Source organism: Scytonema hofmannii PCC 7110 (assembly GCF_000346485.2).
GTDB lineage: Bacteria > Cyanobacteriota > Cyanobacteriia > Cyanobacteriales > Nostocaceae > Scytonema > Scytonema hofmannii.
Genome location: NZ_KQ976354.1, coordinates 4260642 through 4279933, shown reverse-complemented (window position 1 = coordinate 4279933; position 19292 = coordinate 4260642). Strand labels below are relative to the sequence as shown.

At 40.2% G+C, this 19292-nt stretch carries 23 protein-coding genes; 9 read left to right on the top strand and 14 right to left on the bottom strand.

Going from position 1 to position 19292, the window contains the following annotated elements:
* Nucleotides 1-7 precede the first annotated feature (7 nt).
* The gene (gene rnhA, locus WA1_RS17575; RefSeq protein ID WP_017746242.1) at nucleotides 8-916 is read right to left on the bottom strand and encodes a ribonuclease HI; all 909 of its coding nucleotides are present in this window, start codon (nucleotides 914-916) and stop codon (nucleotides 8-10) included.
* Nucleotides 917-1121: 205 nt separating this feature from the next.
* Entirely contained in the window at nucleotides 1122-1538 is a 417-nt protein-coding gene (locus WA1_RS17570; protein WP_026134976.1) for a GNAT family N-acetyltransferase, read from the bottom strand.
* Between the two features lie 265 nt (nucleotides 1539-1803).
* Here WA1_RS17570 and WA1_RS17565 point away from each other — a divergent pair, with 265 nt between their 5' ends.
* Entirely contained in the window at nucleotides 1804-2547 is a 744-nt protein-coding gene (locus tag WA1_RS17565; RefSeq protein ID WP_017746240.1) for a class I SAM-dependent methyltransferase, read from the top strand.
* A gap of 77 nt (nucleotides 2548-2624) precedes the next feature.
* On the opposite strand, the gene WA1_RS17560 is transcribed toward WA1_RS17565, so the two are convergent.
* On the bottom strand, nucleotides 2625-3131 hold the full coding sequence (locus WA1_RS17560) for a thiol-disulfide oxidoreductase DCC family protein (RefSeq protein ID WP_017746239.1): 507 nt from the start codon (nucleotides 3129-3131) through the stop codon (nucleotides 2625-2627).
* 497 nt (nucleotides 3132-3628) lie between these two features.
* On the opposite strand from WA1_RS17560, the gene WA1_RS17550 reads away from it, so the two are divergent.
* Nucleotides 3629-4537, top strand: a complete 909-nt coding sequence (locus WA1_RS17550) for a type I restriction endonuclease (protein WP_017746237.1) — start codon at nucleotides 3629-3631, stop codon at nucleotides 4535-4537.
* Between the two features lie 51 nt (nucleotides 4538-4588).
* Entirely contained in the window at nucleotides 4589-4969 is a 381-nt protein-coding gene (locus WA1_RS17545; RefSeq protein ID WP_017746236.1) for a hypothetical protein, read from the top strand.
* Nucleotides 4970-5040: 71 nt separating this feature from the next.
* Here WA1_RS17545 and WA1_RS17540 read toward each other — a convergent pair whose 3' ends face one another.
* The 8 genes from WA1_RS17540 to WA1_RS17505 all read right to left on the bottom strand — a co-directional run bounded on the left by WA1_RS17540 (nucleotide 5041) and on the right by WA1_RS17505 (nucleotide 12151).
* On the bottom strand, nucleotides 5041-5406 hold the full coding sequence (locus WA1_RS17540) for a hypothetical protein (RefSeq protein ID WP_026134974.1): 366 nt from the start codon (nucleotides 5404-5406) through the stop codon (nucleotides 5041-5043).
* Nucleotides 5407-6048: 642 nt separating this feature from the next.
* A complete protein-coding gene (locus WA1_RS17535) occupies nucleotides 6049-6657 on the bottom strand; it encodes a molybdopterin-dependent oxidoreductase (RefSeq protein WP_017746234.1) in 609 nt (202 codons plus the stop codon).
* 632 nt (nucleotides 6658-7289) lie between these two features.
* The gene (locus WA1_RS17530) at nucleotides 7290-7871 is read right to left on the bottom strand and encodes a Uma2 family endonuclease (protein ID WP_026134973.1); all 582 of its coding nucleotides are present in this window, start codon (nucleotides 7869-7871) and stop codon (nucleotides 7290-7292) included.
* Nucleotides 7872-7946: 75 nt separating this feature from the next.
* On the bottom strand, nucleotides 7947-8189 hold the full coding sequence (locus tag WA1_RS59890; RefSeq protein ID WP_017746231.1) for a hypothetical protein: 243 nt from the start codon (nucleotides 8187-8189) through the stop codon (nucleotides 7947-7949).
* 81 nt (nucleotides 8190-8270) lie between these two features.
* Nucleotides 8271-9017 carry a Uma2 family endonuclease gene (locus tag WA1_RS17520; RefSeq protein WP_017746230.1) on the bottom strand — a complete coding sequence of 249 codons (747 nt, stop codon included), beginning with the start codon at nucleotides 9015-9017 and terminating at the stop codon, nucleotides 8271-8273.
* Nucleotides 9018-9131: 114 nt separating this feature from the next.
* Nucleotides 9132-9737 (bottom strand): hypothetical protein, encoded by a 606-nt coding sequence (locus WA1_RS17515; protein WP_017746229.1) that lies wholly within the window; start codon nucleotides 9735-9737, stop codon nucleotides 9132-9134.
* Between the two features lie 245 nt (nucleotides 9738-9982).
* Nucleotides 9983-10804, bottom strand: a complete 822-nt coding sequence (locus WA1_RS17510; protein ID WP_017746228.1) for an NADPH-dependent oxidoreductase — start codon at nucleotides 10802-10804, stop codon at nucleotides 9983-9985.
* A 228-nt stretch (nucleotides 10805-11032) separates the two neighbouring features.
* Nucleotides 11033-12151, bottom strand: a complete 1119-nt coding sequence (locus tag WA1_RS17505) for a sulfonate ABC transporter substrate-binding protein (protein WP_017746227.1) — start codon at nucleotides 12149-12151, stop codon at nucleotides 11033-11035.
* Between the two features lie 316 nt (nucleotides 12152-12467).
* Here WA1_RS17505 and WA1_RS17500 point away from each other — a divergent pair, with 316 nt between their 5' ends.
* Nucleotides 12468-12632 (top strand): hypothetical protein, encoded by a 165-nt coding sequence (locus WA1_RS17500; protein ID WP_017746226.1) that lies wholly within the window; start codon nucleotides 12468-12470, stop codon nucleotides 12630-12632.
* An 80-nt stretch (nucleotides 12633-12712) separates the two neighbouring features.
* On the opposite strand, the gene WA1_RS17495 is transcribed toward WA1_RS17500, so the two are convergent.
* Nucleotides 12713-13756: a BMP family protein gene (locus tag WA1_RS17495; protein ID WP_026134972.1), complete on the bottom strand. Its 1044-nt coding sequence runs from the start codon at nucleotides 13754-13756 to the stop codon at nucleotides 12713-12715.
* 74 nt (nucleotides 13757-13830) lie between these two features.
* Here WA1_RS17495 and WA1_RS17490 point away from each other — a divergent pair, with 74 nt between their 5' ends.
* From WA1_RS17490 to WA1_RS17480, 3 genes are all read left to right on the top strand, one after another.
* A complete protein-coding gene (locus tag WA1_RS17490) occupies nucleotides 13831-14325 on the top strand; it encodes an ureidoglycolate lyase (protein WP_017746224.1) in 495 nt (164 codons plus the stop codon).
* A 101-nt stretch (nucleotides 14326-14426) separates the two neighbouring features.
* Nucleotides 14427-14648, top strand: coding sequence for a hypothetical protein (locus WA1_RS17485; protein WP_017746223.1), 222 nt, complete (start codon nucleotides 14427-14429; stop codon nucleotides 14646-14648).
* A complete protein-coding gene (locus tag WA1_RS17480) occupies nucleotides 14636-15061 on the top strand; it encodes a type II toxin-antitoxin system VapC family toxin (RefSeq protein ID WP_017746222.1) in 426 nt (141 codons plus the stop codon). Before WA1_RS17485 ends, WA1_RS17480 begins: the two co-directional genes overlap by 13 nt.
* Before the next feature lie 110 nt (nucleotides 15062-15171).
* On the opposite strand, the gene WA1_RS17475 is transcribed toward WA1_RS17480, so the two are convergent.
* Entirely contained in the window at nucleotides 15172-16143 is a 972-nt protein-coding gene (locus WA1_RS17475; protein ID WP_017746221.1) for a CHAD domain-containing protein, read from the bottom strand.
* Nucleotides 16144-16674: 531 nt separating this feature from the next.
* On the opposite strand from WA1_RS17475, the gene WA1_RS17470 reads away from it, so the two are divergent.
* A complete protein-coding gene (locus WA1_RS17470; protein ID WP_017746220.1) occupies nucleotides 16675-17754 on the top strand; it encodes a DUF3616 domain-containing protein in 1080 nt (359 codons plus the stop codon).
* Here WA1_RS17470 and WA1_RS17465 read toward each other — a convergent pair.
* Nucleotides 17744-18148: an NIL domain-containing protein gene (locus WA1_RS17465; protein ID WP_026134971.1), complete on the bottom strand. Its 405-nt coding sequence runs from the start codon at nucleotides 18146-18148 to the stop codon at nucleotides 17744-17746. The genes WA1_RS17470 and WA1_RS17465 overlap by 11 nt on opposite strands.
* Before the next feature lie 132 nt (nucleotides 18149-18280).
* Between WA1_RS17465 and WA1_RS17460 the strand changes: the two genes are divergently transcribed.
* The gene (locus WA1_RS17460) at nucleotides 18281-18871 is read left to right on the top strand and encodes a thioredoxin family protein (protein WP_017746218.1); all 591 of its coding nucleotides are present in this window, start codon (nucleotides 18281-18283) and stop codon (nucleotides 18869-18871) included.
* The last annotated feature ends 421 nt before the right edge of the window (nucleotides 18872-19292 follow it).

The window sequence follows — 19292 nt, the reverse complement described above, 5'->3', positions numbered from 1 at the left end:
CTACTCCCTACTCCCTACTCCCTTCCTCTTCACTCTCCACCTTATCGCCCCGTTCTAGTTCCCAAAGAATCTGATTACCTTCACGCCGTACCCGCGAGACAATCCAATTCCGCCAGCGCCATTCATCGCCACGGCTGGTGACTGCACTTGCATGCACATCCATCAGGTCTGCAAGTTCGGAACTCGTGATTAAGTAGCCTTTTTCTGCTATTTCGTCTGCAATGCGAAGAGTTTCCACTAAGTTACGGAGTTGCGTAACCCTCATTTCTCGCGGTACTTCTTCAGATACAGAGCTAGTATGGGAGGTTTGTGGTTCCATAGGATTGGTTATATTGGTTTCAAGCGTCCTGATTTCTTGTTTCTTTTTGTTAATTATTGTAGAGTTTGACTCAAAATCAGATGCTGTGGTTGCAACCTCACTTTTTTCGTATTTGTGAGAGAAGGTCATGTGTTTTAAGGAGGGGGTTCTACCGTTTGCATAAGCACGGGCGATCGCATCACAGCGTTCGTTACCAATATTACCTGCATGACCCCGAACGTACTCCCATTTAACCTTCGAGTTATTGAGTTGATCTAGAGTTTCCAAAAGATCTTGGTTGAGAACGGGTTTGCCGTCTGACTTCTTCCAGCCCTTGTTTTTCCAGCCTTTAATCCATTTCGTAACGCTATTAATGAGATATTCGCTATCAGTGTAAAGGGTGATTGGCTGAGTTTGTTCTGATTCTTTCAGAAATTCAAGGGCGGCTATTGCTGCTTGCATTTCCATCCTGTTGTTTGTGGTTTGAGGGTACGCGTCACCCATTTCGTGAATAGAACCATCACTGAAATAAACGACGACGCCCCAACCTCCAGGTCCGGGATTACCCGTACAAGCACCATCTGTGTATATGCTTTCGATTTTAACAAGTGAAGACATAAGTAATAATTATATAACCGCCAAGACGCCAAGAACGCCAAGAAAGAGATTTTCTGAAAATATAAAGGATAATTAAGGTTAGCATAATCACTAACTCTGTTTATCTGTTAGTGGTTAGTGGTTAGTTGTTAGTTGTTAGTGGTTAGTTGTTAGTGGTTAGTGGTTAGTGGTTAGTAGCTACTGGTCACTGGTCACTGGTCACTGGTCACTGATTACTGGTACGATACATCAGTTGAATACCACCTGTATTAGCTGTAAAACCCCACTTTTCGTAGAAAGGAATGATTTCTGGGAGACAGTAAAGAGCAATTTGCTCGACTGAGGCTAATTTGGGATGGTTGACAACAGCATTGAGCAATTGAGAACCAAGCCCCATTTTTCGGTAATTTGACTTGATAATAACATCATAAATAATTGCTCTATACACGAAGTCTGTTAAAACTCGTGTAAACCCAATTAATTGGTCACTGTCATCAACTAAAGCGATCGCAATATCTGTTGCTGCAAGCATTTTCACAACATCGTCTCGCTCGCGTTTCTGACTCCAAAATTCTTGCTTGTACAAATCCAGTAATTCTGAAATCTGATGTTCAGTTAAATGAGGAACAACTCGGTACGCCATCACTGAATCTGTGTTCATTTAAATTTGTTTTGTTGTTTGCTATTATACACTCAATACTAGCGGAGAAAGTGGTATGAGATGATTTCTAGCAATCGCCAAAAGATCGATCTGAAGGTAAAAAGAGAGCCTTGAAGCAATGCCAAGGCAATCGGAGTCGTATCAACGATATTTTTTTTCGATTGTATTAAAATGCTTAGGCACTTTTAGAGAAAACACCCAATCTTATATTTATATTTTGTGGAAAAAATAGTGAGGGGTTCTGGCCATGAAACTAAATGAAAACTTAGCACTAGGTGCTAATGCGATCGCCTACAGTCAAGTAATGCCTGAAGACGAGGAACAGAGACAGTGCGAGTGGGCATCGGAGAAAATGAGTTTGATAATTTCAACTCTTCGTCAACTACCCAGTCGAGAACGTGTTGCTGATATTGGCTGTCGTACAGGCGGTCAAGCTTTGTATTATCAACAGCAAGCAGGTATCAGAGAGATGCACGGCTTTGATATTTCAGAAGAACCACTGACAGAAGCACGTGAAAAAGGAATTGTGGCTCATGTTTGGATTAGTGGTGTGTCGCCTTGTCCGGTTGAAGACAACTTTTTCGATGCCGTTGTTGCAGGGGATTTGATTGAACACTTAATGGATACCGATGTGTTCCTAGAAGAATTGAAGCGTGTCGTATGTCCTGGAGGATATTTATTAATTACAATTCCTAACTTGGCTTGGTGGTGGAGCCGAGTTCGCTTGCTTTTTGGTAAGGTTCCTGCTGGTATGGGTTCTGTTTCCTCTCAATATGCTAAAGATGTGGCAGTAGATATAAAGCATCTCCGTGTCAGTGTAAACGATGAATGGGTGTATTTATTTGAACAGCACGGATTTGAGTGCGTCTCGGTCATAGGCTATAACTATCCAAGCTTATTGCGGAAACCAATAAATATTTTGGATAACTTTTTGACAAAGAATCCTGCATTAGCGCATAGTAATTTATTTGTTTTGAGAAAACCTGCATAAGTGAGAAACACCAAGGGGAACCTACGCACTTTTTGTGGTTCCCCAACCTACATAACATAATAAATAACTTTTTTGCATCAACAATCACTATCTTGAGTTAACCGACAACGTCCCTGACTCTTACCTTCAATGCGCTTTTGACGTTCGGCAACAATAGTTGCTATATTTGGGCGTCCGGTAAGAGCAAGCCGCAAATCAGCCCAAATTCCATAAAGTACATCGACAATAGGTCCGATAATGGGCCATTTGGTGGCAGAATAAACCCAGCCCATTCCCAAAGTCTCATAGACCCGACGAAAAACTTCCACATTTTTAATAACTGTACCGTCAGAAAGCACAGCATGAATTCGTCCCATCGCCGTTTCAAAGTCAATACCACCATGAGCTTCGGGAGTATAGTTCTCGTCTGCAATATCCACAAACGCTACTAAACCTCGACCTGCATCCCGTTTTTTCAAAAAGTTTACCTCTCGCAGACATAACGGACACTCACCGTCGTACAACAACTTGATTTGCCATGACGGTGAAGAGGTTGCTGAAACGACTTCAGTAGATTCGGGAAACTGGATTTTTGACGGTGACATAGGTAGTTTTGATCGATATTTTTATAAAACACGTATAAATATTTTAAGAAAAGTTAAGACTATATTGCAAAAATTTATGAAGCAAAAAGATCGCATCTTGTCCAGGTTCGCCACACCAATTGATTTATGAGTTGGGGATGTCCAAGAAATAAATTATCCATCTTGTGGGACGGGCGTCCTCGCCCGTTCTATATCAATGGCGGGCTAGAAGCCCGCACCACAAGAAAAAGTTGGATATTTTTTTATTTGGAAGTTTCTTGGATAAGGCTAGTACAGGGGGCGCGGAAATAAAGGTTAAAAATCAAACCAGATCGTTTTACCAGGAAAGTTGGTAAAAAGATACGATTGATACAGTTTTGTGAAGCTACTTCAGTTTTGATAATAGTTAGGGGGCTGGTTATATCTTCTGTTGAGATATACCAACCAAAATTTTCTTCTGTTGACTTCAACTTTAAGTAGACACTCTGCATTAACTAAAAACTGAGTTTCTCCTTCCGATGAATCTTAAATTGTTACAAGTAGCAACTGTAAAAGCCAAGCATTTTTCTGGCAGATTGCGCCGACGCTTCGACAAAAAATCCCATGTCGCCTTACAAGACTGGCTGACATGGTTTGAAGTGATTGGATATACTATCCAACCAGACTTGGAGATTAGTGTAGGAGGATATCGGGCAGAACAAAGCAATCATTTTAAGACAGTTTTACGCGATCGCCTCTACAAAGCCCTAAAACAGATTAACCCCACAGTTTCAGCAGATGCAATTAAGGAAGCTATGTCTCAAATCATTTGCATCCAGAGTGGCGACTTATTTGAAAGCAACCAGATTTTTCATCAATACTTGACAGGGGGAATAGACGTTGCGTATCAGAACAACAATCGAACAGTTTCTGAAAAAGTTTGGCTCATCGATCCATTTAATTTACTCAACAATGACTGGTTAGTGACTTATTCTGTTAACCTAATTGAAAGGGGCTTGACTCGCTGTTGGGATGTTATTGTTTTCATCAACGGATTGCCATTAGCAGTCATTGTTTGTACTGACATCAGCAGTAGAAATACTACGTTCAAACAAGTTTATCAAGAACTTCAATCTTACAAACAACAAAATCATAGATTGTTTGTCTACAATGAAATTCTGGCGATCGCTTGCGGAGAACGAGCAAGAGTTGGAACTTTAACTTCTCATTGGGAAGAGTTTCAACCTTGGCGAACCATTGATGGAGAAAGTTTTCCTCATCAAGGAGAAACAGAATTAGAGATATTGATTCAAGGAATTTTTGACAAGCGGAGATTTACAGAACTGCTCAAACACTTCATTCTGTTTAAGAGAAATGGGGCTGTCATCGATAAACAATTGCTCCGTTATCCTTTTTGTACAGTGCCACATCTAAAAGTTAGTGGTTAGTGGTTATTAGTCGAGTTAACGATCTTTCAATTCTTTACCCAAATATTTAGTATGGCATTTACACTTACGAACTCAGGTTGGTATGAGCAAGAACTCATTGAAGAATTCACCACAATTGTCAATCAATCTTTTCCAGAAGTAGGGAGATTACTCAAATACTGTTCTGTGCAACTCGTACAATCTTTCAGGGAACAATCTCACGTACATTTTGTCCCTTACATTGTAATTTATTGTCCAAATCACGTGTTTTTATCTGTTCGGGCGCAAATCTCTGTATTTCGACAAGTCGTAAAATATATTGGGCTTGCTGAGGTTATCTGTTTAAATGCATCACGCTTGCTGCAAGATCCTAAATCAAGGCTCAAGCAGGATAATCCCCAGTTGTGGTTGGAGTTGCAATGGATTATAGCTGAATCAGCGAACATTCAATAGGTAACATCGTTCATATCTTGCACTATATATAATGTAACAATGTTGGTGAGTGGTTAAGTCTATGAATAGGCTTAACTATTTCCATCATTTGAAATTTCATTGACTTCGATTTCCCAAGGTATCCCTAATTCGGTTGGGGGACAAAGACGCATTTTGGCTTTGTTAGAAAACAACTTTAACCTTTTAAGGAGAGAAGGGATAGCATTGGAGATATGCCAGTAGCTTTCTACGTCGTAGCAAATAATCAGTAATGTTAAAGTATCGGCATTCGTCTGGAAATACCAATGACAACTAGATAATAAAGCTCGTGTAATGGGACCGCAGGTTTGGTAAAATCGTTTGCTAGTCGTTTCTTCTAGCTGTCTGTAGAGCATTTGATCAAATAGGGTTGCTTTGGCTGGAGGCATATCATCTGGAGAAAGGAAGGATGGATTCATAATAAAAGCCTTTTTTAGAGTCACTAGAGAGCCAGTCCAGTAGAAGTATTTGACGGAAGACCCAGAATGTGTATGCTGCATTCGCGATCGCATTTGGACTCAGAATACGAGTGCGTTCGCGCAGCGTCTCCGACAAGAGAAGGAGAATCGCCAAAAACTATTTTCTTAATTTTTAGCCTGAAATAGTCATTTTATAGTGATTCACACCTTTATTTTACAAAATTGGTTGATATCTCCTTATTCAGAAGATAACAATTGCCCCGTAACCATAAAAGCTGAAATAAGTGACCAAAATTGTATCAATCGCGGCACTTTACCAAAATTATTGGTAAAGCTTAGTGACATTATGCACTGAATGTATGCCAAACATTGGCTTGTTCAGCCTCCTTCTCTTTGTTCTTGATTTGGGAAAGGATTTTGAACCAACTTTATTCTCAGTAAGTCTTTAATATAACTGACTTGATTTTTTCCAACTTTGTTGGTAATTTATAAAAACTTACAAAAATTCAAATGTATATCAGGGTTTCTCCAAAGAAACTTCTGAATATTGCAAGAGCTTAGAATCTAGTAGAGAGTTAGGAATTGATATTACTGTTCATTAATTACACCGAAACTTGACGAGTAGCCATTCTGAACGCTCGATTAGGGTTTAAAACGAAAATCTGGAGCAGAGAGCACATAAATACGTCTAATGTTAGTAATGTAACGTCCCCCTCTTGAGTCACCAGGCACTACTAGACGGACAAATCCTTCATTTGTTAGCAATTGTGGACCCAATGATGAATCGTCGTTTGTTGCATATGCAATTAGTACGTCTTTGGCTTCAAAGTTTGGTTGAATTTCGCCTACTGCCAAGGTCACTTGGTAACAGTCAGTCGCTTCAAGAACAATGTACTGCCGCAGGAAGTTGTTTTTTACACTTTGGTCTGGATTTGGTTTAAGTCCCCCTGCACTCTCAATCAGTTGCCATAGAGGCACTCCAACATAGGTATGGGTTTCCTCACCTTGCCCTGTTAGAAAGCTGACAGTGACTTCTTTTGATGGCAATGACTGAATATCAGATAAGGTGAAGGTTCTCCGATTTACAACCTGACCACCCAAGCGGAAATGATCTGAGGGACCACCGGAACACTCTGTTTGTTGTCCAGAAGTTGAGTAATCCTCTGACACAGAGTCAGCGAAAGTTGGCTGTCCTAACCCCAGTATCGACAGCGTTAAGGACACAATTGCGATGCGGCGAGTCAAACGCATAAAATATGTTTCAGCTATTAATTTAAGCAGGAGGCAGTTTGGCTGCCGTTAATTTTGAGTTGGAAACAAGTACAGAGGAAGTCACTGTTGGAGTTATTACCGATTCTATACTGTTACCAACTTTGTTTATACCACAATCCGCAATCAGTTGTGCAGCATTGCACAGGCTTGTTTGTAAATAGTTACTGTATGCAACGCAACCAGACTCAGACTACGCCCATTTTGAATCGGAGATAGTTAGGAGCAGCCCCACGGGCGGCACACCACCCGCTACGAATGAAAGAAACATCTTTCCCCTACTACCTACTCCCTATTCCCCATTCCCCTGTTTCTTGAGAGAATTGTAGTGACGAAAGTTTTGATAAAGTCAGCGTTTGATTACGTAGTTAAATTGATTTTATCCAACTAAGTTGGTATTCTAGTTGATGGAAAAATATAAGTATGTATTAAAATACACGTAATAAACATTGATAAATAATATATAAAATTTAAATGCTTAGCGCAATGACCGTTTAAGAGTTAGTTACCAAGAAGTAACGCTATTACACTCAATCAAAATAACTGAAGTGGAGAAGTGAAGACGTTTGCCCGCAATCCTCATCTATGCGATCGCTTCGGTAGACTAATTATTTCTAAGCTTGATTTTCTGTATCAAATATTTGTGATACTTTGAAATTTAGTTGATTGAATTGTGGAGATACAACTAAATTACTACCAGCAAAGTTACCTATCTCAATGTAAGTTTTGTCAGTAAGTTCTAAGATTAACATAGTTTTAGTTTCGGGGTCGATAATCCAATATTCAGGAATACCACAATCTTGATACTGCGATCGCTTGGCGATGAAATCTCTATCTCGTTGCAATTCTCCTGGACTAACCACTTCAATCACCAGTAGAGGAGGTAGCATTGATAAGCGAATAGTATTGCGTTTTGCTAACTGCTGAATATGCTCTTGACGAAGAATTGTCAAATCGGGATAACGGTTTCTGGGTTCTCCTCTAACTTCCAGTTCTAAACCATGTCCTCGAACTTGATCGCTCCCTACAATCATCGCAAAAATGAGGAAAAGACGATTTGCAATCTGAACATTAGTTCCTGATTCTGGAGGCATCTCGATTAACTCTCCATTAAATAACTCATAGAGTTTATCTGAGCCATCATCATAAGATAGGTATTCTTCAAAGCTTTGAAATCTATGTTTAATTTGTACCATCAAGGTTGGTTCCATGATGAGTTTTAATACAAGTTTAGCTTAATTTACCGAACAAGGCAAAAGTAAATTTCTGTTTTACCAGGTATTTCGGCATCCCCTCATAATGCCCTGGTTTTCTTTGTTGCGATCGCGAAGCGCAAGCTGTACCCAGCTTATCGCCCTTTGAATGTGCAGTGGGGATTCGCTATCGCAAGTCTTGGTTGGCTTGATGTCACACGTCACTAACTGCACTATCTCACCTTTACTTACCAAAACTAGAGCAGTTGCAGCAATTTGCCTATCGTGCATTTCATTAATGGTAGATAAGCTCATAGTCATTTAAATCACATTTTTATCAATTGAATAAATGACTACACTCCTCAATACGGTAGTCAGCCAACCGGACTTGCCACCATCACATCACTCACTAGGTAAATTATCCGGGTCAAAGCCGAGCGAGCGCAAATACTGCGCTAATTGTTCAGCCCGTAGTTGCTCTTGTTCAGCCCGTAGTCGTTCTTGTTCAGCCCGCAGTCGTTCTTGCTGGGCTTGTTCTTCACCTGTCAAATAGCGATTGCCCATTTCGTTATACCATAACAATAACTCTTGGGGAATGCCAGCAACTATCCCCTGATATCTGCCAATCCCTAAACCGATTTCACTCATCCAGTAGGGTTCACCTATCTGCAATTTATACTCACCATCTACTAACTTGTAGACTTCAAAAGGTTGCTGTCGGTCGCGTCGCCAAAATTCGGGATTATAAATCACGTAGTACAACACACCCAATTTGGTGTAGATATCCATTTTTTCATCATACTTGCCCCCTGGTGTGTGTGATACCATTTCCAATGTCAGTATGGGAACTACCCAATTTTCTTCCCAAACTGCGTAAGAGCGGCGAGACTTACCACCTTTTTTGCGTTCTACGCCCACGCTTAAAAACGCATCTGGCACTACGGGTACTTTGGGACTGACTCCTGTAGTGTGATAAACTGCCATATCTACCCCAAAATACCAATCTGTGCGATTTGCCCAGATTGAGTTGAGTAAAAATAGTAAAACGTTGGGCAAAAAGTTCTGGTCTTCGTTATCCACAGGTGTATCGTCACTACAAGGCAATTCGTCAGTGCTTGGTAACGCATTTTTGAGATCCTTTGACAACATAGTCTTTGTCTCGCTGGCGTTTAGTTTCTCAATTATAAGGGACTCAGCAGCGAGAGTGGCATTTTATGCTTTGAAATTTCAGGCAGTTTGTAACATTCCCAAACGGGAGTACGATTATTCATCACCTTCCTCCGCTTCCATAACAACTTTTGACCAAACAAGAGCAAGGTTCATTAGGTAGAGGATTGATTTGCTCCATTTTTCCCGTTGGCTGAAAATAATAGGAGGATGTGCAAAGCGATTTCGGATATCATTCAGATTGAAAAGAATTGATATGGGTCTGATAGTTGGATCGGATTCGTCTTTATAAAAAATTACATTTTCATCCCTTGCTCTTTTAATAAGGTTATGGAAGTCTGTGTGAGGATCTTCATCCATAACGAGCTTGATAAGCTGGTTTTTTAGAAATTCGTGAGTCTCGTTGACAAAATCTGCTGGATGACTAAGGGGTTTGTGCTTGTTTAACCAATCGCAAAATGACTTCTTTTCACCAGTTGTTGAGCAAGCTATCATAACCAGTGCTTGTTCAAGTAACTCGATCTCTTTTGGCTTATTCAGGTTGAGTAATTCAGGAAGAACTTCAACTGGCTTTGTCTTGATTACTTGTTGGATAGGTGGCTCAAACTCAGTTAGTACCTTATTAGCTTCTTTCTGAATGTCGCGTAACTCTTCAAGAGTGCGGCTTTGATGCGATGCATCATCTCTGAGAGACTCAAGCATCACCCGAATTTCTGGCTCTTCCGTACTTAGTGGGCCAAATTATCAATAAGCTTCGTATCTGAACCTGATTATATGGGATTTCAAGGCGCTGACTAAGTGCTTTATGGACAAATCTAGCTGAGATAACGCTTGAAAAGCTGAGTACACAAAGCTTTCAAGAAAGTTTTAGATGAAATTAGCCCACTAAGTACGGAAGAGCCGATTTGCAGAAGAGAAATGGTATTATCTATGACAATCAACCATTATTATCGCAGATCAAAGCCTAAAGTTTTCAACGCTTCACGCAAGCGATCGCGTCCCGATAAAGACTCAGCCGAAATAACTCGCTTCACAGAATGCTCCGACCAGTCGCCTGGAATGTTCATCTTTTGCGAGGTGTAAAAAGCTTTCATGACCTCATTATACTGTGCGATTGCCTCATCTTGTTCTGCCAGCTTGTAAGTTTCCCGATGCAATACAGCCGACTGGGACAAACGTGGTTTAATAGCAGCAGGTTGAGCGGGATTTGGATAGCCCACGCACAATCCAAACACAGCAAAGACGTGTGGGGGCAAATTAAGAACTTCAGCGACTTCCTCAGGATGATTACGCAATGCACCAATATAAACCGTTCCCAAGCCAAGAGATTCAGCCGCTACAGTTGCATTTTGCGCTGCCAATGCTGCATCTATAGCTGCCATCAAGAACATTTCCAAATAATCCAAACCCTCATGAGGCAAACCGCGATTCTCAGCAATGTAAGCCAGACGGGCTAAATCAGCCAGCCATACAAGAAATAGAGGACATTGCCGAATATGAGCTTGATTTCTAGCCAGTTGTGACAATTTTTCTTTGCGTTGTGCATCCTCTACAGCCACTACACTCCATGTTTGAAGATTAGAGGAGGTAGATGCAGATTGAGCAGCAGCAACCAAAGTTTCTAGAGTACCGGACGGTAAAGGATCGGAAAGATAAGCACGAATCGAACGGTGAGAAAGCAAATTTGCTAAAGTATTGTTCCAAGGAGTATCTGTATTGATGGTATCAACACCATAGCGGTGATGTAACAACTCTGTTGGATTTGTCATAAGTTTCTGGTTGTTAGTTGTTAGTTCTTGGTTGTTAGCTGTTGGTGGTTAGTGGTTAGTTGTGAGTGGTTTCCAAATACAAAATCTCTTGTGGTGCGGGCCAAAATCTCTTGTGGTGCGGGCCAAAATCTCTTGTGGTGCGGGCATCTTGCCCGCTTATAAATAAAGGACGGGCAAGTGTAGGTAGGGCTACCACCAATAACCAATAACCACTAACCACTAACCAAATTATATTTTGGGAGACAATGAAGCGTATTCTTCTGGTTTTAACATAGCTTCTTTGACATCAATCTTCTTCGGTATCAACTTCAAGTTGTAGAATGTATCAGCAACTTGCTGTTGTGTAGCAATTAGATCGTCAGTGATGGGTACAACCCCAAAACGTTTTCGATTAGTTGCTTTTTTCAGAGTGTCCAAATCAATTCCCAATACGGGTGAAAGAGTTTCCGCTACAGCCTCCCGATTTTTATCAGACCATGCCTCTAATTTTTGAATTTCTTCTAATACCGCCTTGATCGTTTCTTGGTTCTCATTAGCAAACTTGCGGCTAGCTAGATAATATCCGCCTTGTTTGTTGATATTCGTACCATCTATCAAAACACGAGCATTGGCGTTTTTTTCAGCAGATGCATAAAAGGGGTCCCAAATAGACCAAGCATCTATACTACCTTTGACAAAGGCGGCGCGAGCATCAGCCGGTGGTAAATACACGGGTTGAATGTCACTGTATTGCAATTTCGCTTGTTCTAGAAGTTGCAACAACATATAGTGAGCGCTAGAACCTTTTTGAAAAGCAATTTTTTTGCCTTTTAGGTCAGCTAGTGTTTTGATGGGGGAATTTTGAGGAATAAGAATTGCCGAACCTTGAGGGCTAGCGGCTATTCCCGCAATGTAGGTCAGTGCGGCACCTGCAGCTTGGGCAAAAATTGGTGGTGATTCGCCTGTATGGCCAAAATCAATACTGCCAACATTTAAAGCTTCTAGAAGTTGCGGACCTGCAGGAAATTCAATCCACTCTACTGATACGCCTTCAGGTTGCAAGCGTTTTTCTAAAACCCCCTTGGATTTAATTAATATTGCTGATTTTTGATAGCCAAATCTAATGACTGATGCCTTGGTTGAACCACTGTTAGCAACAGATGTCACTGTAGGGTTAGAAGTGTCAGCAGAATTATTAGCTGAACATGCAGCAAATAACAAGCTCAGACATAACCCAGCAAGAAAAGCTCCAAAAATTGGCATGGGAAAGACAGAGAACAGTCTCTTGTTTTTGTCATACCTCTGAAATCGGAGTTTTGTCAATGCTTTCCATTGACTGAGTAAAATTTGAAGAATTTGGTCAAGCACCTAACTTCGCTCCTACAAAAATTACTAATTACGTTATATTGATTGACTCACCGTAGTATTTTAAGAAAAAAAACAAATTTGCAACATAAACTTTTGCTAAAAAGCAAAACTGGTAAGAAGAACACCCACCCAAATTGGGTCATTGGCATCATATTGATTGGCTTCTACCTCGATAAGTGTTGTCTGGATAGCCTACAATACAAATGTACCTGGTGCTGCCCCGTGCTGAAACACAAGGGCGAACCAAAGCTTTAACAAAATCTTTATGTCAGAGTAAAGTATAGATACAGCAAATAGATTTGGTTAGAGAAAACTTATGAACCGTGGAAAAATAATTGCAATTATTACGGGTGCGATTTCTATCATTTTAGCAATTGCCTACCTCATCCTTGTCCAACTGCTAGACTTTCGCGGTGAAATGAAACCCGCCCCTGTTAGTCAATTACCACAACAGGTAATAGTTTATAGGACTCCTGTGTGATTTTTGAACAAAACTACGAAATAATACAGTGGGATGTAGAAGTCTAACAGGAAACAAGGCCCTATTTTCAAATCATGTTGTTATGCTCCTACTTTTTTCACACATCGGGTATTTTTTCCGCCTTCCTGACATTTGTCAAAAGTAATTTTTTTAGCAACAATTTCTTGTATTGTATTCAATGCTTTCTCTTGAAGTGGCTTGGAAACCATCGTCCCAAATTTTCCTAAGTTTAATATCTCTGGGTTTTCTAAACCTATTGTATAAATTTGTCCTTTGATTTGATTTTGTTTTGCTAGTTCTGCTAAAAAAGCTATTGCTAAATCAAGCCGTTTAACAGCACTCGTTAAAACTGCTTTAGGTGCAATTTCTAGCTGATCTAGAGTATTACCAAAGGCATACACTCCTTTTTCACTGGCTGTTTGCAAGACAGCAGGTGAGGCGTTATCTAACCACTGATAGATAACGTCAGCACCGGAAGAAATGATGGCAACAGTTGCTTCTTTTGCTTCAGCAACATCATTCCAATCACCCGTGAAGGTAGAGCTAATTTTGATATCTGGTTTGACGGATTTTGCCCCCAATTCAAAACCACGCAATTCTTGTTGAGTTGCTTCAAATTCTTGTCCTGCAATATATGCTAACTTATTAGACTTTGTCATTGATGCACCAATAATACCGCATAAGTAGCTTGTTTGCAGGTGATCTATCCTCAAAGAAGCTATGTTGGTACCACTGACTGCTCCATTGACACCAACAAAAAAGGTTTTGGGAAACTTGGGTGCAACCTGTTGAATTGCTGCATCAAATTGCCCCCCATGAGCAACAATCAGGTTATACCCCCGACGTGCAAAATCTGAAAGCGCTTCCGTTTGATCTGCTTGTGCAACTTGTTCAACATAAGAGGTTTCTGCACCCAGTTTTTGTTTTGCTAGCTGTACGCCTTCGTAACCAGATTGATTCCAAGCTTTATCTGCGATCGCTCCAGGAAGTGCGATCGCTATCTTAAATCCTCCCCTATCTCCTGTCGTTGCTGAATTATTACTGCAAGCTTTCAATAGTAAACTAGTACTCAAGGTAGCTGAACTATATAAAAGGAACTGACGTCTGCTAAAGTTGGCTGTCATAGATAAACCCTTAAAAGGTATAAAGTATAAAGAATAAAGGATAAAGTAAGAATCTTCTATCTAATATAATGTTTATGACGACATCAAAGACAGTTCAGCAGTTACAGGCTAAATGGATAACCCCTGAGAACTTTCGCCGATACGGACAAGTGATTTTTCCCAGCCAAGACGGAAAATACTTTGATGAAGAAGATGCTCAATTGATATTAGATCGAGGCATCCCCCGCTTTTATATCATGAAACTGCAAAGTAGAGGGCGGAAATTTCACAAAATTACCCGCCATGTTCAATGCACTCAGTGTTTGGGTTCTTTGGAAGGAAAAGATTGGTTAATGGCAGTTTGTCCTCCTAAAAATGGCGTAAATGAACCAGTATTAGAGGATATAGCAGCTTTTCGTATCCCAGGAAATTGCTTTATCAAGTTAGAAGTGGGAACTTGGCATGCTGGACCTTACTTTGAACACGAGGTTGTGGATTTTTACAATTTAGAATTGAGCGATACCAATGTTGTAGACCATTTCACTTACGATTTTCTCAAAAATCATAATTTGGAGTTTGAGATGGTGTAACCTTTAATACGTAGTAAAATAATGCTTAACTCCAGTTTTGAGAATCACTTCCCTCAACTACTGAATTATTATGATATGGGAATATATTAGGGAGACAAGATATGTCCAATTATCACGAAGTTCGACGTTTAGCTGAAGACCTCACTCCTGATGAGCAAATGCGCTTGATTGAAGAATTATCAGTATTAATCCGTAGACGAGTAACGATAACACCTAAGCCCAAGCGTAGCATTTTGGAATTGGAAGGATTGGGTAAAGAAGTATGGAATGGTATTGATGCCCAAGAATATGTTAATCAGGAACGCGACTCATGGAATGGTTAGCCCAATTACAAGGGCAAATTGTTGGCTTGGATACTGCACCTTTAATTTATTTTATTGAACGTAACCCCACTTATTTAGAAAAGATGCGGCTTTTCTTTCGAGCGTTAAATCAGGGTGAGTTTAGGGTTGTCACATCTATAGTGACTCTAACGGAAGTTTTGGTCTATCCTTTACGACAAGGGAATACAATACTGGCTCAACAGTACCGTGATATTATGTTTGATTCTCAAGGTTTTTCTCCGCTTCAAATTGATCCAGATATTGCTGAAATAGCTGCACAACTAAGGGCAGATTACACCTTGAGAACCCCCGATGCTATTCAATTAGCTACCGCTGTTAGTGCAGGCGCTTCCTTTTTCTTAACTAATGATACGCGTTTACCTTCTCTACCTAAGTTATCAGTGTTATTGTGAAACCAACTAACAGCTTGATACTTGACATTTTCCACTTATCTCCTAACACATATAGCAATCCTATTTGATTTGTAAAAACTGCAAACCTCAGAAGTCATTCAATCATACCATCAAATAACTTGTAACACCATGGAATGAAATCTTTGCCTTGTCTCAGCTTTCAGATAACGTTCTTGTAAAGGTTGCCATTGCTGCCATAATTGATAGCGATTCTCTGCTAACAAAGTTGCAAGCGTAGGAAACTGACTTTGAACATCTGATTTCAAAGCATGAGCAAGCCATTCTGCCAAAACAACACTATCCTGCATTCCTCCCAAAATTTCTTGGATGCTTTTGATTTCTTCCATATATGCTGTATAAGGCTCATCATATATGTCAGTAAATAGCTCCATCTGGTAGCGCAGGCGTTTGGCTTGTTTTCGCAAGCTATGAAGAGTTTCCCCATTTTCTGCCAATTGTTGCTCTACTTTTGCTGCTTTCAAGTCTTTGGAAATAACAATTTCTGTTTCCTGTAACTGAGTTCCAATCAGCCATCCCGGATGCAACAAAAATTCACCAATCTCAGGCAAAAGTAAGTCTGGTAAAACTTGCTCAATTGCCATACTTGCCAGTGGTTGATAGGTTGGTTCTTCTAACCACTCTTGCAATTTCTCTTTGAGAGACTTGTAACGTTCATCCTTTAAGGTTACTTTCACATCTGAGAGAGCACCTTCACGTTGTTCGCCCAAAACACCTAAAGCAGTTTGTAATCGTTCCTGTTCTTTACGGGGTAAACGCGATCGGTAAAGATTTTCCAAAGTTTCTTTCAGCACGTCTAAATCTCTAAGATTGCCCAAAGAACGTGCTATTTTTCCAATATTTTTATCGCTAGCTGCCTTTGGCAAATCTAAAGCCGGAGCAAATCTAGTGACGGCAGTACGCAAACGCCGCATTCCCACTCTCATTTGATGCAGTGCTTCGGGGTCTTTATCTTTTTTCACTGCTGCTTCCCACTTTACGGTTTTCTTCAAGTGTTTTTGAAGGGCTGAGTGAGCACAATTTCCTAGAGTGTTTTTTAGTTTAGGTTTTGAAGCTAATGTCATAAGTAAGTCAGCACAATTTAAAGTTAACTAGTCAGGATTGTCATTAGTCATTGGTCATTGGTAAGGGTTTTAGATAGATTTACATTTTGTAATATAGTCTGATTTCTTACCGATCTGGCGAATAAAATTCGCGTCTACACAGGCAAAACCCACCTGCGTGGGTTTGAAACTCTTTATTTTTCCAGAGTCCGGGCAGGCAGACTTTGTTTGTATAGTAGCGAATTATGTTCGCCCACAACTTTTCAGACATCATTCTCTTACAATAGCAATATCTGTTTATATGAAATTATTGAATAATATCATTTAGTTAAAAATGTACATATTGCTTTGAGATTTTTTGTATTATTTTAAATTGTCATATTAGCTTAGTCTCCTTGTCTGTAAGTTGTACTCAACCATATGAAAGATTCTTAAGATTATTTACACATTTACGTGATTTATGGTTTAATAACTATTTAACGGTAAATACTGATATTATAGTAATATAACTAACAGACAATCGCAATTAATTTTTGACTCAGTTAATGTAAAATGCCAAATACATCTTCTTTAATACATCAGGTTTTACTCAAATTTGCCGATAACTTTACAACACACAGAGACGATCTTTCCGCAGTACTATTTACGACAGAAAAACATCTGTGGCTGGGATCGGATGAAACCTCAACGATTGAGCGTCTCTCTTTGAGCGAGAATCATCAATTTGCCGAACACAAGCAGTTTCATGTAGCAAATTTTATTAATCTACCAGCACCAGAAGAAGAAGAGATCGATATAGAAGGGCTTGCTCACAACGAGCATTACTTATGGATTGTTGGTTCTCACAGCTATAAACGGAAGAACTCCAAGCCTGATAAATCAGATGAAAAAAATATTAAAAGACTGGCAAAAGTTGAATCAGAACCAAATAGGTATTTCATAGGACGTATTCCCTTGATAAATGGAGAATTATTTTCATCTTGTCCTCATCCTACAAATTCTGATATAGTTTTGTCCGCAGCGAAGTTAGAGGTCACTGACAAAGGTAACTTGCTAATGGAGGCATTAGCAAATGACCCCCATTTGGGATGTTTTGTGCAAGCGGAAATTCCAGGCAAAGACAATGGCTTTGATATTGAAGGAATTACCATTCATCAAAACAGAATTTTTCTAGGTTTACGCGGTCCTGTACTGCGGGGCTGGGCAATGATGCTAGAAATAGCATTAGAAGATTCCAGCCCCGGACTGATGAAATTAGGAAAAATTGGAGAAGAAGGTCAGAGGTATAAAAAGTATTTTCTTGCTTTAAATGGTTTGGGAATAAGAGATGTATTTTTCAACGGTCAAGAGTTTCTCTTCTTAGCAGGACCTACTATGGATTTAGATGGTCCCGTACAAGTGTATAGTTTGAAAAATGATGGGAATTTACAAGGAAATATCTTGCATTATCCAAAACTTGTACTCGATATTCCTTATGGCAACAAAGATGACCATGCAGAAGGAATAACTCCATATCAAGATATAACCGGGGTTCCTTCATTATTGGTGGTTTATGACTCTCCTAGTAACAAAAGGCTGGTGGGCGATACGGGTGTGATGGCAGATGTATTTAAGTTAGAAACTACAGGTTAGTAGATATTGCCTGTACGGGACAAGTGGGAATACACTGTTCGCAAACAATACAGCGCGATCGCGTGAATGTCAGCTTGTAACTTTGGGGATCTAGATTGAGGGCTTCTGTCGGACAGACTCCCGTACACAAACCGCAATGAACGCACAAGTCTTCATCAATAATGATTTCTCCTAGAGCCTGAGAAACGTTGATATTTTGCGATCGCATCCACTCTATTGCTGCATCCAATTCATCAATATCGCCTGACAGTTCTACCACCAATTTACCAATCTGATTTGGAGCCACTTGAGCGCGGATGATATTTGCTGCTACGTTAAAGTCTCGCGCCAATCGGTAAGTAACTGGCATTTGAACAACACGTCTGGGAAAAGACAGGGTAACTCGTTTTTTCACGTTTTTTTCTAGTAATTTTTCCACACATAATGGCACTTACTCTATTCTAGAGGTGCCTTTTTACAAACTAAACGTCTAAACAACAAGTTAAACTGAAGATACCAGCACTTAATAAGTTTTAATAATTCTGTTATGAGTACGGAGTCACCTGCTAACTCAAAAGAAAAATCCGAATTCCCTGTCGGACCACGCTTGCGAAACTTCTTAGTTGCAATAGTCGCGATCGCTCTTAGCGTTGCTCTAGTTTTGGGGCTGAGGACAGAGACAACCTCTGCTTCCCTAACTCAGTTAGACGAGCAATCTACACCATTGGAAGTCGCGTTAACCAACGACAAGCCCTCATTCGTAGAGTTTTATGCGAACTGGTGTACTGTCTGCCAAAAAATGGCACCAGACATTGCACAACTAGAACAACAGTATGTCGGTAAAGTTAATTTTGTCATGCTGAATGTAGATAATACCAAGTGGCTGCCAGAAATGTTGAAGTATCGTGTGGACGGTATCCCCCACTTTGTGTATCTGAGTAAAGATGGGGAACCTATTACACAGGCTATTGGCGATCAACCTCGTACCGTTATGGCTAGTAATCTAGAAGCTCTAGTTGCGGGTGCTCCTCTGCCATACGCTCAAGCCAGTGGCAAAGTTTCCCAATTTTCCACACCAGTCGCACCAACAAACACTCAAGACGATCCCCGCAGTCATGGGAGTCAAGTTGTGAATTAATGCGATCTACTAAAGCACCAGTTCATTAATCCGAACAACCCGGTTTCTTCAAGTCTCGTATACGAGATATTCAGCTTTCCAACAGAGAGAAACTGGGTTTTTTGTCCCATTTTAACTACTGTATCCGCGATTTAGAATTTAAACCGCTTCTAAAAGTTTGGACAAAGCTACCCACAAGTAGATAAATCTGTACAAACCCAACTCTACGGTATAAGTTCGCTCAACTAGAAGTGCCATTTGGCTTGGTTCCCTTGCCCCATGGCTTAGGTTCCTTGACCACTAATCCCCAGTTAGAGATACTGAAATTAATTCAGTACGAGACTTAAAAATGTATTCAGTTTTTAACAATTAGTTTGTGCTAAGTGTTTCAAGGTTCTCACGCCAAGTAAGCTTTTGCATCCCGCACTAATCAAGCGCCTGA

Bases quoted from the DNA above. Each gene is read 5' to 3' on its own strand.
- rnhA (WP_017746242.1), bottom strand. From the start codon at position 916: ATGTCTTCACTTGTTAAAATCGAAAGCATATACACAGATGGTGCTTGT.
- WA1_RS17550 (WP_017746237.1), top strand. From the start codon at position 3,629: ATGAATCTTAAATTGTTACAAGTAGCAACTGTAAAAGCCAAGCATTTT.
- WA1_RS17535 (WP_017746234.1), bottom strand. From the start codon at position 6,657: ATGCGTTTGACTCGCCGCATCGCAATTGTGTCCTTAACGCTGTCGATA.
- WA1_RS17545 (WP_017746236.1), top strand. From the start codon at position 4,589: ATGGCATTTACACTTACGAACTCAGGTTGGTATGAGCAAGAACTCATT.
- WA1_RS17460 (WP_017746218.1), top strand. From the start codon at position 18,281: ATGAGTACGGAGTCACCTGCTAACTCAAAAGAAAAATCCGAATTCCCT.
- WA1_RS17570 (WP_026134976.1), bottom strand. From the start codon at position 1,538: ATGGCGTACCGAGTTGTTCCTCATTTAACTGAACATCAGATTTCAGAA.
- WA1_RS17485 (WP_017746223.1), top strand. From the start codon at position 14,427: ATGTCCAATTATCACGAAGTTCGACGTTTAGCTGAAGACCTCACTCCT.
- WA1_RS59890 (WP_017746231.1), bottom strand. From the start codon at position 8,189: ATGACTATGAGCTTATCTACCATTAATGAAATGCACGATAGGCAAATT.
- WA1_RS17560 (WP_017746239.1), bottom strand. From the start codon at position 3,131: ATGTCACCGTCAAAAATCCAGTTTCCCGAATCTACTGAAGTCGTTTCA.
- WA1_RS17470 (WP_017746220.1), top strand. From the start codon at position 16,675: ATGCCAAATACATCTTCTTTAATACATCAGGTTTTACTCAAATTTGCC.
- WA1_RS17520 (WP_017746230.1), bottom strand. From the start codon at position 9,017: ATGTTGTCAAAGGATCTCAAAAATGCGTTACCAAGCACTGACGAATTG.
- WA1_RS17495 (WP_026134972.1), bottom strand. From the start codon at position 13,756: ATGACAGCCAACTTTAGCAGACGTCAGTTCCTTTTATATAGTTCAGCT.
- WA1_RS17530 (WP_026134973.1), bottom strand. From the start codon at position 7,871: ATGGTACAAATTAAACATAGATTTCAAAGCTTTGAAGAATACCTATCT.
- WA1_RS17500 (WP_017746226.1), top strand. From the start codon at position 12,468: ATGAACCGTGGAAAAATAATTGCAATTATTACGGGTGCGATTTCTATC.
- WA1_RS17475 (WP_017746221.1), bottom strand. From the start codon at position 16,143: ATGACATTAGCTTCAAAACCTAAACTAAAAAACACTCTAGGAAATTGT.
- WA1_RS17565 (WP_017746240.1), top strand. From the start codon at position 1,804: ATGAAACTAAATGAAAACTTAGCACTAGGTGCTAATGCGATCGCCTAC.
- WA1_RS17515 (WP_017746229.1), bottom strand. From the start codon at position 9,737: ATGCTTGAGTCTCTCAGAGATGATGCATCGCATCAAAGCCGCACTCTT.
- WA1_RS17540 (WP_026134974.1), bottom strand. From the start codon at position 5,406: ATGAATCCATCCTTCCTTTCTCCAGATGATATGCCTCCAGCCAAAGCA.
- WA1_RS17490 (WP_017746224.1), top strand. From the start codon at position 13,831: ATGACGACATCAAAGACAGTTCAGCAGTTACAGGCTAAATGGATAACC.
- WA1_RS17480 (WP_017746222.1), top strand. From the start codon at position 14,636: ATGGAATGGTTAGCCCAATTACAAGGGCAAATTGTTGGCTTGGATACT.
- WA1_RS17510 (WP_017746228.1), bottom strand. From the start codon at position 10,804: ATGACAAATCCAACAGAGTTGTTACATCACCGCTATGGTGTTGATACC.